This is a genomic window from Rhodococcus sp. SJ-3, from assembly GCF_051918125.1.
Lineage (GTDB): Bacteria > Actinomycetota > Actinomycetes > Mycobacteriales > Mycobacteriaceae > Rhodococcus.
This window is the reverse complement of sequence record NZ_CM123306.1, coordinates 932,954-945,830: the sequence shown is the minus strand read 5'-3', so window position 1 is coordinate 945,830 and position 12,877 is coordinate 932,954. Positions and strand designations below refer to the sequence as shown.

The following is a 12,877-nucleotide window of genomic DNA, read 5'->3' as shown; positions in this document are numbered from 1 at the left end:
CAGGGGCAGGGTATCGGGGCAGGGCAGTGTACTGCCCTGCCCGCGCGGACGGACGAGTTCGAGTATCCGCAAGTGGGTGATCGCTCGCGGGTGTCAGCCGATGGTGGTGGTCGTTGTGATCCGCTTGCTCAGCTTGACGCCGCTGGCATCGAGCACCGCGAGGACGAAGGGCTCCGGATCGATGCATGCTTCGGGTGACATGACGCCCTTGCGGGTGATTCGACCCTCGAGTACCTCGCGAACAGCAGTTGCGGCGGCGTGCGGCGTCGGATCGGACCCGGTGTCGATGATCTGGATCTCGAACACGGCGCGAGCGGGCTCGCCACCGATCTCGCCCTCGGCGATGATCTGCATCGCGGTTCCAGGCAGGCCGGCCGCCCGGACGGCGAGACCCTGCTCCGCTTCAGGGGTAGTCATAAAGCGGGCAAGGTACTGGCGCGGCGACATCGGCAGGCCTTCGAGCTTGTTCGGGTTGGTCAGGCCGAGCCTCTCGAAGAGCTGCCACATCTCGTTGCCTTCCTGCTCGAACCAGGTGAAGCGCACGGTCGCGTTGCGCAGGCCCGGCACGTAGGTTCCGAGTGTGATGCCCTCGGGGTGGCCCATGTAGCCGGTGTGGGCGGTGACGTTGAACGGTGTCTCGAACGAGAACGGCTTCGGCTCGCCCCATGCAGGAACACGCTTCATGGCGCCATCGATGTACTGCACGACTTCGCCGGACATCGAGTGGAGCATGTGCTCGTTGATGGTCATCCCCATGTCGACCATGTAGGGGATCGCCATCGCGACGTCCACGCTGTGCGCCGAGTCGAGTGACTCGACGGCCCAACGACCGATGAGGCTGGTGATACCGGGTGCATAGCCCATACCGAAGATGACACTCACCCCTGCAGCCTTGGCTTCCTCGTCGAGGTCGGTGGCAGCGACGAGCTGTTCGGCGACATCGAATTCGTCACAGACGTCGATGTAGTCGACACCGCACGCGACGGCGGCGCGGATGATCGGCATGCCGAAGCGGTAGAACGGGCCGACCGCGTTGAACACGACGTCGGCGCCGGTGATGACCTCTCGGATACTGGCAGGATCCGCTGCGTCGAACTGCTCGGCCTTGGCGCCGAGCTCATCGGCGACTGCGCTGGCCTTGTCGAGGTCGAGGTCGGCGATGACGAGTTCGTCGTAGCTGCCGGACGGCGCGAGAATTCGCGCGACGGAGCTGGCGATGGAACCGGCGCTGAGGATGACGAGTTTCATGGAAGCGATGTACCTCGATCTGTCTGAGTGGAGGGGCGCTCGTCCCGGAATCGACTGCGGGACATGCGATCTGCACTCATCTCCGAGTTCGTCGCGGAGCTCGGAGGCGGCAGGTGGCAGCCATGCGTATGGCATCGATCACGTTGCCGCGAATGCACTCTACATATCGCTGGGGTGCGGTGTCATCACCACGAACAGGATTGTTCGAACCTGGAATCGACGCGCATCCAGTCGGTGCGGACCGCAACATCGACGTATGAATCCGCCGGGGTTTCGGTCGGCTCGGTGCGAAGTCGCGGTCGGAGCGCACCGCTGTGATCCGGGTGCCGCCATCGACGCGAGGGATGCGGCCCGTGAGGTGTCCCGGTGGCCGGGATCATCCGCTCCGATGGTGAAGCGGCTGGCCTAGCGTCTCCCAACACATTGTGACAATCAGGTACAAGGAGAATTCTCGATGGCGAAACGCGCCGTACCGCCCCTGACTCCCGCCCGAGACACCACCGTCGACCTGCTCGTGATCGGCGCGGGCACGGGCATGGCTGCGGCCCTGGCGGCGAACGAGCGCGGCCTGTCGTCGCTCATCGTCGAGAAGACCGAGTACGTGGGTGGCTCCACGGCCCGATCGGGTGGTGCGTTCTGGATGCCTGCCAACCCGGTCCTGAAGCAAGCACGCACCGGCGACACGGAAGAGCGCGGCCGCACCTATGTGCGCGCAGTGGTCGACGGCACCGCGCCGGTCGAGCGCGGCGACGCATTCGTCGACAACGGCGCCGAGACCGTCTCGATGCTGCAGCGCACCACGCCGATGAAGTTCTTCTGGGCCGAGGGCTACTCGGACTACCATCCGGAGCGTCCCGGTGGTGCTGCGGTCGGCCGCACCTGCGAGTGCAAGCCTTTCGATCTTTCCCAGCTGGGTGCGGAACGGGGCCGGTTGCGTCCCGGTCTGATGGACGCGGGCCTGCCGATGCCCACCACGGGTGCCGACTACAAGTGGATGAACCTGATGGCGAGGATGCCCGTCAAGGGTTTCTCGCGGATCTTCCGTCGCCTCGCGCAGGGTGTCGCTGGACTCGCCCTCAAGCGCGAATACGTCGCGGGTGGTCAGGCGATCGCGGCCGGTCTTTTCGCGGGTGTGCTGAACGCGAAGATCCCGGTGTGGACCGAGACCTCGCTGGTGCGGCTCGTCAAGGACGGCGATCGGGTGACCGGTGCGGTTCTCGAGCAGAACGGCCGTGAGGTGACGGTGACCGCACGCCGTGGTGTCGTCCTCGCGGCAGGCGGCTTCGATCACGACATGGAGTGGCGTCACAAGTTCCAGTCGGAGTCGCTCGTCGCGGGCGAGAGCCTCGGCGCCGAAGGCAACACCGGCGACGCCATCAAGGTCGCGCAGGAGATCGGCGCCGATGTCGACCTCATGGACCAGGCGTGGTGGTTCCCCGCCGTCGCCCCGGCCAAGCAGGGCAGGCCGCCGCTGGTGATGCTCGCGGAGCGTTCGCTTCCGGGGTCGTTCATCGTCGATCAGACCGGTCGCCGCTTCACCAACGAGTCGTCGGACTACATGTCTTTCGGGCAGTTGGTTCTCGAGCGAGAGCGCGCGGGGGATCCGATCGAGTCGATGTGGATCGTGTTCGACCAGAAGTACCGCAACAGCTACGTGTTCGCGGCGGGGCTGATGCCGCGCCAGCCGATTCCGGGCTCGTGGTTCAAGGCCGGTATCGCGCACAGCGGTGCGTCGGCGGCCGAGCTTGCAGGATCGATGGGCGTACCCGTCGACGCGTTCACCGAGCAGTTCCGCCGGTTCAACGAAGACGCTGCGGCAGGCACGGACTCGGAGTTCTCCCGTGGCGGGAGCGCTTACGATCGCTACTACGGTGATCCGACGATCGAGCCCAACCCGAACCTGCGACCGCTCGATCAGGGCCCGTACTTCGCCGTGAAGATGACGCTCAGCGACCTCGGCACCTGCGGCGGTCTGCGCGCAGACGAGCATGGCCGCGTGCTGCGTGAGGACGGCGCCGCAATCGACGGCCTGTACGCGATCGGCAACACCGCCGCCAACGCGTTCGGAAACCGTTACCCGGGTGCAGGTGCCACGATCGGCCAAGGACTCGTGTACGGCTACATCGCAGCACACGACGCCGCCGACGCGAAGGTCGCTCGCTGAGGTGATGGGCATGGACCGGGTCGCCATCGCGGACAGTCTGTTCGCGTTGGCGACCTGTCTCGATGACAAGGACTGGGTGACGCTCGCCGCATCGCTCACCGACGACACACAGTCGTACGGTGTTGTCGGTGTTGCGGAAACTGTTGCACGCGTCCGGAATTGCCTCGACGCGTGCGGTGCCACCCAGCACTTGATCGGCAACGTCCGGATCGAGCAGGCGGGAAGCGACGTCGCGGTACGCAGTAGTTTCCGGGCGTTCCACACCGGGATCGGCGACCTCACCGGCACCACCTACGAATGCATGGGCGACTACGACGACCGGTGGCGTCGCACTGCTGATGGGTGGCGGCTTGCGGCGCGTACCGTCCGAATCCGCGGCGAACTCGGCGATCGTAGCGTGATCGGCCTGTAGCCGATCACACCGCGACCGAAGGATCAGTACGGGTCGAAGCGGATGTTCTCGATGGGGGTACCCGACTCGGTGAGCCGCTGCACCGTCGTCTGCACCATCGCGCCGGGTCCGCAGACGAGCACCTGGTGATCGCCGAATGCCCCGTAGGACGTGACGATTTCGTCGAGGCTGCCCTCGAGCAGTTCGTCGGGGTCGGCGCCGATATCGCCGATGCGGGAGAGGATCCGCTGGTGCCACGGGTCGGGTACCGACGGGTCTTCGACGGACTCGACGACGGGGACCACCGTCAGCCACGGTAGCGCCTCACTGATGAGAGAGAGCATGTCGGCGGCGTACAGATCGCGGGGAGACCGCGCGCCGACGAACAGGAACGTGCGAGGAGGATTCTCGCGTCGGGCCGCGTCGAGGATCAATGCGCGCATCGGCGCCAGGCCCGTTCCTGCGGCGATCATGATGGCGATACGTCCGGTGTCGTCGAGATGGAGATCCCCGCCGCGGGGTGAGGTGATGCTCCATACGTCGCCCGGCTGGGTGTCGGAGACGATGGCGCCGCTGACCCAGCCGCCGGGGACGGTACGGACGTGGAATTCGAGCTTGCCGTCCATCGATGGTGGCAGCGCGGGGGACAGGCGTCGCGGCAGATTCGGGCGTTGGGGAACCGTCACGTCGACGTACTGGCCCGCACGGAACGGCACCATGCTGTCGGTGCATTCGAGTCGGATGACGGCGAGATCGTGTCGGAGGCGGTGGTGCTCGACGACGGTCGCCGACACGGCGATCTCGGTTTCGGACGCTGGCGACGTGGCCGACTGCATGTGGGAATCCTCTTGGGTGGTGGGCGCGCGGTGGTGCGGAGGGCTCGGTGCTGCCATGAACTCTAGGCGAGAATTCGGACAGGTCACAGAATGGAACATGTTTCAGTTTTTGGCCTCGAGCGGTTATCGTGACGGGCAGCATGTGATGGTCGCCATAACGACCTCTCGGCCATCGCACCGACGCCGCCACCACGATCGGAAGGATGCCGATGGCTGAGAAGTCCGTAGAGTCCGGGGAGTACGCCGACCTGCATCGACCCGTCTACAACCCGGATCTGCTCATCACCGCGCTCGACCGCAGCGCCGACCGCCCCGCACTGCACCTGGGCGACGTAGTCCTCACGGGCGCGGAGATGCGCGCGGCCATCAGCCGCTACCAGCAGGCACTCGCATCGGTCGGAGTCGGGCAGGGCTCGTCGGTCGCAGTGTTGTCGAAGAACCGTCCCGAAGTTCTCATCAACATGGGCGCGACCATGATCGCCGGGTGCCGTAACAGCGCCCTCAATCCCATGGGGTCACTCGACGACCATCTCTACATCACCGCCGACGCCGAGATCGAGACCCTCGTCTTCGATCCCGTGCACTTCGAGGAGCGTGCCGAAGAACTGAAGGCGCAGGTGCCGACTCTGAAGAATCTGTTCTCGCTCGGCCCGTCGAAGATCGCCACCGATATCCTCGCCCTCGCCGAGACCTTCACCGAGCAGCGACTCGTCGCGGCGCATGTCGATGCCGAGGACACGTCGTCGATGGTCTACACCGGTGGTACCACCGGAAAGCCCAAGGGTGTGATGGGCTCGTTCCGATCCGGTGTCGCGCTTCCGCAGATCCAGATGTCGGAGTGGCAGTGGCCGGATCAACCTCGCTTCCTGATCTGCACGCCTCTCTCCCACGCGGGAGCCGCGTTCTTCATTCCCACACTGCTGCGCGGCGGTTGCCTCTACGTATTGCCCTATTTCGAACCGGGCCTCGTCCTCGAGACGATCGAGAAGCACCGCATCGACGCCACCATGCTCGTCCCGACGATGATCTACATGCTGCTCGACCACCCGGACTTCGACACTCGTGACCTGTCCAGCTTGCAGACCCTCTTCTACGGGGCCTCCGCGATGTCGCCTGCACGGCTGCGTGACGGCATCGAGCGTCTCGGGCAGGTGTTCTTCCAGTTCTACGGTCAGTCGGAATGCGGCATGACCATCGCGGTGCTGCGCAAAGAAGAGCACCTCGCCGACGATCCCGGCCGCCTCGCGTCGTGTGGCCGGCCGGTCCCGTGGCTCGATGTCCGCCTGCTCGACGACGACCTCCAGGAGGTGCCGCAGGGTGAACTCGGGGAGATCTGTGTGCGGGGACCGCTCGTGATGAAGGGCTACTGGAACAAGCCAGAGGAGACCGCCGAGGCCCTGCGCGGGGGGTGGCTGCATACCGGCGACGTCGCGCGCGCCGACAAGCACGGATTCCTCACCATCGTCGACCGCAAGAAAGACATGATCGTCACGGGCGGCTTCAATGTGTTTCCCCGCGAGATCGAGGACGTCATCTCGGCGCACCCTGCCGTCGCATCGGTCGCGGTTGTCGGTGTCCCCGATCAGAAGTGGGGCGAGGCCGTGAAGGCGTGCGTCGTGCTGCGCGACGGGCAGGATGTTCCGGCCGGCGAACTGATCGAGAAGGTGCGCGCAGCGAAGGGATCGGTGCATGCTCCGAAGTCGGTGGATTTTCTCGACGCCCTGCCTCTGACGCCGCTCGGCAAGCTCGACAAGAAGACGCTGCGCGCGTCGTATCGATAGTTAACGCACGAAAGGTTGTGCGAGGAAATGACTTTCCCGGTGTGACGGGGTGAGATCGGTCACGTGGCAAGCGGAGTTCGTCGACTCGAGTGACCATTGTTTCCGGTGGTCGGGGATTTCGAATCACCCTGAATCACCGCTGTGCATCGACCAGCGGTGCACGGCGTCAACCATCGGAGGGGGAATGAAATGGGTTCCATCGCATCGCTGCTCACCGACGTGCTCGTGGGCGTCATCCTGGAACTGATCTCGTCGGGATCCGCTGAGTAGGTCCTGCACAGGATTGTCCGATCGGGATCTCGTCGGCGGCATGATGGGTGGACCGCTGACGTCGGTAGGTAAGCAGAAGAGCCGGAGGTCCCCAGACGGTTTCTCGGTGGCCACGCCGCACGGCAGGCCGCCGAGAACCATCCTGCATGCTCGTTTCTGCTGGTGAAACGCTCGAAGTCGAGTCACCTCGAGTGTGGCGGGCTTACCGTTGGATCATGTTGTCTGCACAGAACGCTGAGGTTGTGCGCGCGACTCTTCCCGTCGTCGGAGGCGCCATCGGCGATATCACCCCCGTCTTCTACCGGCGCATGTTCGCCGCGCATCCGGAACTCGAGAGGGATCTGTTCAACCGCGGGAACCAGGCACAGGGCGATCAGCAGCGAGCTCTCGCCGGCGCGATAGCTGCATATGCAACTCTTCTGGTCTCGGAGAACGTCGCCGAACCGCACGATCTGCTGTCGCGCATCGCGAACAAACACGCGTCGCTCGGCATCATCGCCGACCAGTACGACATCGTCCACAAGTACCTGTTCGAGGCGATCGCCGACGTGCTCGGAGACGCCGTCACGCCGGAGGTCGGAGCAGCGTGGGACGAGGTCTACTGGGACATGGCGAAAGCCCTCGTCTCGATGGAGAGCGAACTGTATCGCGAGTCCGGTGTCGAACCCGGGGAGGTGTGGCAGCAACTCGTCGTCCGGCAGCGGACTCAGGAGTCCCCCGACACGGTCTCGTTCGCACTGGCGTTGCCGGACGGGTCGACATTGCCGTTCGCGCGGCCGGGTCAGTACGTCTCGGTGGCTGTGCGATTACCGGACGGAGCTCAGCAGATCCGGCAGTACAGCCTGACCCGCGCGCCGCAGCGCGAGTATTGGGGAATCACGGTCAAGGCAATCCCCGAGATCCGCTCGGAGGACGGAAGCGTCGTCCCGGAGGGCGAGGTGTCGAATTATCTGCACCGCAATCTGTTCGATGGCGACGAGGTGAGGGTATCGCGGGCGTACGGTGATCTCCTGCTCGACGACACGGATGCTCCGCTGCTGTTCATCTCCGCGGGTATCGGCTGTACTCCGATCATCGGCTTCTTGCACTACCTCACTCGCACGGAGTCGGACCGATATGTCACCGTGCTCCACGCCGACCGCGCGCCGTCACGGCACGCCCACCGGCGGGAGTTGTCCGAGCTCGTCGAGCGACTACCGGGCGCCGGCCTCCACCACTGGTATGAGAACCTGGGGGTGCGGCCCGCCGCAGGCACCACCCGAGTCGGCCGGATCGATCTGAGCGAGGTCGAGATCAAGCCCGGGACGCACGTCTATCTGTGTGGTCCGTTGCCCTTCATGGAGATTGTCAGAGAGACATTGGTCGAACGCGGCGTTTCGGAACGCGACATCCACTACGAGGTGTTCGGTCCCGACAAATGGCTGCCGAGCTGAGTAGTCGGCCTTGTGAAGGAAGCTTCCCCATTCCGCACGGGTTTCCTCGGGTCGTGAACCAACGGAAAGTCGCACGACGGGTGGAAGGTTGCGGACGGCCCGAGATTTCGCGCGATATGCCCGATCTGTCGAGGGCGGGTGTCGCCTGACATACTGCGTCGCATGGCGAACGGGGACCCTCAGCGGGTGGAAGTGCGAGTGCCGGTGGAGAGCGCGGACGAGGCTCTCTTCGGATCGGCGTTCAGTGGAGAAGGCGCACTGCGGCCGGTAGAGCCGGTGCCGCCGATCTGCTCGCGACACGGAGACCCGGAATCCGACCGGGTGCGGGTGACGGTCAAGTCGGATCGGTCGCAGCCGGACGGTAGTGACAGCCGCCTGGGATCCGCACTCGCTGCGGCCTACACGGTGCAGGTGGCGGCAGTGGAGTGGCCTGTCTGTGCACGATGTGTCACCGCACGTCTGCGCTGGCAGATCGCTGCCGCCGCACTCTTCACCGCGCTTGCGGTGCTGTTCTTGGGGTTGGTCTTCGCGCTGCTGCAGGGCGCGCCTCGTCCCTACGGGTTCGCGCTGCTCGGGGTGTTCGCGGTGTCTTTCATCCCCCTCTACGTCGCGCTGCGGATGATCGAGCACCGGCGAGGTGGCGTAGGAGTGACTCTTGCAGAAGATGGTTCGGCGCTCGTGGTGCGCGACGCGCACCCGGACTTCGCGCGCGCTGTCAGCTCGCGGGCGTGATCTACAGTGGGTCGAAGCTGATGTTCTGCCGGGGCGTGCCCCCGGCAGACAAGGCGTACAGCGTCGTGCGGATCATCGACGGCGACCCTGCGATCTGGATCTGGTGATCGGACCACGATCCGAAACTTGCGACGACCTTGCCCAGCTTCCCCTGAATCGGTTCCTGCAGACCCCGCGGTGTCTCGCGTACGGGGACCGGATGCCAATACGGGTTCTCCAGCTCCTCGGTGACGGGGGTGATCGTGAGCCACGGGTTGGTCATGGCGATGTGCCACAACGTTTCCAGATCGTAGAGATCACACGGGTAGTTCCCGCCGTAGAACAAGTGGGTGCGCGGATTCGTGCCGCACATCGCCATCTCCATGATCTGGGCGCGGAGCGGCGCGAGGCCGGTGCCCGACGCGATCATGAGCACGTCCTGGCCGCTGTCACGGTCGACCTGCAGGCCTCCGAGCGGTGGGCCGATCGTCCAACGATCACCCACCGAGACCTCGCTGACGAGACCCCCGCTGACCCATCCCGTCGAGACGCGTCGGACGTGGAATTCGATCTGCCCCTGGGGATTCGGAGGGATCGCTGCGGACAGGTACCGCCACATCTGGGGACGTTGCGGAATCTGGACGCTCATGTACTGGCCCGCGTGGTATGGGATGGGGGTGTCGGTTTCGAGCCGGATGATCGCGAGGTCGGCGAGAACTCGTTCGTGGCCGACGACGGTGGCGCCCCATGCTGCGGGCAGATCGTCCTCGGCTGCGGCGACAGCCATCGTCTCGGTGAAGTGCGCGATGACTTCGGCCCACGTGCGTTCGAGCGCTGCGGTCCACAGGATCAGCGGCGTGCATTCGCGCACCGCGGTGAGCAGTGCGTGGCCGGCGGCGCGGAAGTGTTCGGGTCGGACTCCGTACTTGCGGTGATCACGGGCCAGTTGGCCGAGGAAAGCGTCCAGGCCGTCCACGTCGGTGAGTTTGTTGACCGCCCACCCGACTGCGGTCGTGAACCGCTGCCGCATGTTCTCCATGCCGGCGGGGAACAGTTCGCGCGTCCCTGACGTCTCGCTCCAGAGTGCGGTGTAGAACGCCGTGGCGAGCCGCTCGGGCCCCGTCGGGGTTGCGGTGATCGATGCGAAGCTGAGTTGCACTCGGGCGATGGCGAACGCCTCCACGCCATCCTCCCACGTACTGCGCCAATTCGGACGCCGCCACTGTAGTCGTTTCCTCGTGGGTCGGCCACATGCGAGTTCCGGACATGTAGCCGGACGTCATAATTGTGATGTGAATCACTCACTTGATGAAAGTTGAGTGGAACAAACTCAACTTTGGGGTCGTTGAATCGATCGAGTGCCCGCGGACCGGAGTCTGCGGGTACAGAATTGACACAGACCCACTCGAGAACGGAAGGAGCCCGTAGTGGACTCGTTCAACCCCACGACGAAAACCCAGGCGGCCTTGACGGCGGCACTGCAGTCGGCATCCGCTGCGGGCAACCCGGACATCCGGCCCGCTCACCTGCTCGTCGCACTGCTCGACCAGACCGACGGCATCGCAGGCCCGCTGCTCAAAGCGGTCGGCGTCGACCCAGCCCAGATCAGGGGCGAGGCCCACGACCTCGTCGACAAACTGCCCACCGCGACCGGCGCGACCACCACACCACAACTCGGCCGCGAAGCGATCGCTGCGCTGTCCGTCGCGCAGAAACTCGCGACCGAACTCACCGACGAATTCGTCTCCACCGAGCACGTTCTCGTCGGCCTCGCGAGCGGCGACTCCGACATCGCCCGGCTCCTCACAGGCAAGGGCGCGACCCCGGAGGCATTGCGCGACGCGTTCACGACGGTGCGCGGCACCGGACGCGTCACCAGCGCCGACCCGGAAGGAACCTTCCAGGCTCTCGAGAAGTACTCGACCGACCTGACCGCGCGTGCCCGCGAAGGCAAGCTCGACCCGGTCATCGGTCGCGACAACGAGATCCGTCGTGTCGTTCAGGTCCTGTCGCGTCGTACCAAGAACAACCCCGTGCTCATCGGTGAACCAGGCGTAGGCAAGACCGCCATCGTCGAAGGCCTCGCCCAGCGTGTCGTTGCGGGCGATGTTCCCGAGTCGCTCCGCGGCAAGACCGTCATCTCCCTCGATCTCGGTTCGATGGTCGCGGGCGCAAAGTACCGCGGGGAGTTCGAGGAACGACTCAAGGCAGTACTCGACGAGATCAAGGAATCCGCCGGGCAGATCATCACGTTCATCGACGAACTGCACACCATCGTCGGCGCAGGCGCGACCGGCGAGTCCGCAATGGACGCAGGCAACATGATCAAGCCCATGCTCGCGCGCGGTGAACTCCGACTGGTCGGAGCCACCACTCTCGACGAGTACCGCAAGTACATCGAGAAGGATGCCGCCCTCGAACGCCGCTTCCAGCAGGTGCTCGTCGGTGAGCCGAGCGTCGAGGACACCGTCGGTATCCTGCGCGGACTCAAGGAGCGCTACGAGGTGCACCACGGTGTGCGCATCACCGACTCCGCGCTTGTGTCCGCCGCGACCCTGTCCGATCGCTACATCACGTCGCGGTTCCTCCCCGACAAGGCCATCGACCTCGTCGACGAGGCCGCGTCGCGGCTGCGGATGGAGATCGACTCGCGTCCCGAGGAGATCGACACCGTCGAACGTATCGTCCGTCGCCTCGAGATCGAGGAGATGGCGTTGCAGAAGGAAACCGACGCTGCGTCGAAGGAACGACTCGACAAGCTGCGCGGTGAACTCGCCGACGAACGCGAGAAGCTCAATCAGCTCACTGCACGCTGGCAGAACGAGAAGACCGCCATCGACTCCGTCCGTGAGGTCAAGGAACAACTCGAAGCGCTGCGCGGTGAAGAGGAACGCGCCGAACGCGACGGCGACCTCGGCAAGGCCGCCGAGCTGCGCTACGGCCGCATCCCCGAACTGGAGAAGAAGCTCGAGTCCGCAGCGCAGGCGTCGGGGGCGGCGTCCGACGGCGATGTGATGCTCAAGGAGGAAGTCGGCCCGGACGACGTCGCAGAGGTCGTCGCTGCATGGACTGGTATCCCCGCCGGCCGCATGCTCGAAGGCGAGACCGAGAAGCTTCTGCGGATGGAAGACGAGATCGGCCACCGCGTGGTCGGTCAGGCCGAGGCCGTGCAGGCCGTCTCGGATGCGGTCCGCCGCGCCAGGGCCGGTGTCGCCGACCCGAACCGTCCCACCGGATCGTTCCTGTTCCTCGGACCCACCGGCGTCGGCAAGACCGAGCTGGCCAAGGCCCTCGCCGACTTCTTGTTCGACGACGAACGCGCCATGGTGCGGATCGACATGTCGGAGTACAGCGAGAAGCACAGCGTTGCGCGTCTGGTCGGCGCACCTCCCGGCTATGTCGGCTACGACGCGGGCGGTCAGCTCACCGAAGCTGTGCGTCGTCGTCCGTACACGGTGGTGCTGTTCGACGAGGTCGAGAAGGCGCACCCCGACGTGTTCGACACGCTGTTGCAGGTGCTCGACGACGGGCGCCTGACCGACGGTCAGGGTCGCACGGTCGACTTCCGCAACACCATCCTGATCCTCACCTCGAACCTCGGTGCGGGTGGGGACAAGGACCAGGTGATGGCGGCGGTGCGGATGGCGTTCAAGCCGGAGTTCATCAACCGGCTCGACGACGTCGTGATCTTCGATCCGCTGTCGGAAGAGCAGCTCGAGAAGATTGTCGACATCCAGATCGACCAGTTGGCGAAGCGCCTCGAGGCACGTCGGCTCACGCTCGACGTCGACGGAGCGGCACGGATGTGGCTCGCGGTCCGCGGCTACGACCCGCAGTACGGTGCGCGTCCGCTGCGCCGGCTCATCCAGCAGGCGATCGGCGACCAGCTCGCCAAGAAGCTGCTGGCGGGGGAGGTCCGCGACGGCGACACCGTGAAGGTCGGCGTCACCGACAATGCCGACGGTCTGGTTCTCGGCGTCTGACACCAGTGCGGGGCCGGTCCCGGTGGCAACGACCACCGGGACCGGCCCCGTATCGGTACC

9 protein-coding genes are annotated in these 12,877 nt (G+C 65.4%); 6 read left to right on the top strand and 3 right to left on the bottom strand.

The features are described 5' to 3' along the window. Positions 1-93: 93 nt before the first annotated feature. Positions 94-1,248 (bottom strand): saccharopine dehydrogenase family protein, encoded by a 1,155-nt coding sequence (locus tag ACTDXD_RS04310; RefSeq protein WP_440125946.1) that lies wholly within the window; start codon positions 1,246-1,248, stop codon positions 94-96. Between the two features lie 454 nt (positions 1,249-1,702). On the opposite strand from ACTDXD_RS04310, the gene ACTDXD_RS04305 reads away from it, so the two are divergent. Both ACTDXD_RS04305 and ACTDXD_RS04300 read left to right on the top strand, forming a co-directional pair. Continuing rightward, a complete protein-coding gene (locus ACTDXD_RS04305; protein ID WP_440125945.1) occupies positions 1,703-3,412 on the top strand; it encodes a 3-ketosteroid-delta-1-dehydrogenase in 1,710 nt (569 codons plus the stop codon). Positions 3,413-3,422: 10 nt separating this feature from the next. Further along, positions 3,423-3,824 carry a nuclear transport factor 2 family protein gene (locus ACTDXD_RS04300; RefSeq protein WP_440125944.1) on the top strand — a complete coding sequence of 134 codons (402 nt, stop codon included), beginning with the start codon at positions 3,423-3,425 and terminating at the stop codon, positions 3,822-3,824. A gap of 23 nt (positions 3,825-3,847) precedes the next feature. On the opposite strand, the gene ACTDXD_RS04295 is transcribed toward ACTDXD_RS04300, so the two are convergent. Further along, positions 3,848-4,639, bottom strand: a complete 792-nt coding sequence (locus tag ACTDXD_RS04295; protein WP_440127532.1) for an FAD-binding oxidoreductase — start codon at positions 4,637-4,639, stop codon at positions 3,848-3,850. 209 nt (positions 4,640-4,848) lie between these two features. Here ACTDXD_RS04295 and ACTDXD_RS04290 point away from each other — a divergent pair, with 209 nt between their 5' ends. From ACTDXD_RS04290 to ACTDXD_RS04280, 3 genes are all read left to right on the top strand, one after another. Further along, positions 4,849-6,420 carry an AMP-binding protein gene (locus tag ACTDXD_RS04290; protein ID WP_440125943.1) on the top strand — a complete coding sequence of 524 codons (1,572 nt, stop codon included), beginning with the start codon at positions 4,849-4,851 and terminating at the stop codon, positions 6,418-6,420. Between the two features lie 485 nt (positions 6,421-6,905). Next, positions 6,906-8,123 (top strand): globin domain-containing protein, encoded by a 1,218-nt coding sequence (locus ACTDXD_RS04285; protein WP_440125942.1) that lies wholly within the window; start codon positions 6,906-6,908, stop codon positions 8,121-8,123. Between the two features lie 162 nt (positions 8,124-8,285). Continuing rightward, positions 8,286-8,855 (top strand): hypothetical protein, encoded by a 570-nt coding sequence (locus ACTDXD_RS04280; protein ID WP_440125941.1) that lies wholly within the window; start codon positions 8,286-8,288, stop codon positions 8,853-8,855. Position 8,856: 1 nt separating this feature from the next. On the opposite strand, the gene ACTDXD_RS04275 is transcribed toward ACTDXD_RS04280, so the two are convergent. After that, positions 8,857-10,017 (bottom strand): FAD-binding oxidoreductase, encoded by a 1,161-nt coding sequence (locus tag ACTDXD_RS04275; protein ID WP_440125940.1) that lies wholly within the window; start codon positions 10,015-10,017, stop codon positions 8,857-8,859. A gap of 244 nt (positions 10,018-10,261) precedes the next feature. Here ACTDXD_RS04275 and clpB point away from each other — a divergent pair, with 244 nt between their 5' ends. After that, positions 10,262-12,817 (top strand): ATP-dependent chaperone ClpB, encoded by a 2,556-nt coding sequence (gene clpB, locus ACTDXD_RS04270; protein ID WP_169687060.1) that lies wholly within the window; start codon positions 10,262-10,264, stop codon positions 12,815-12,817. Positions 12,818-12,877 lie beyond the last annotated feature (60 nt).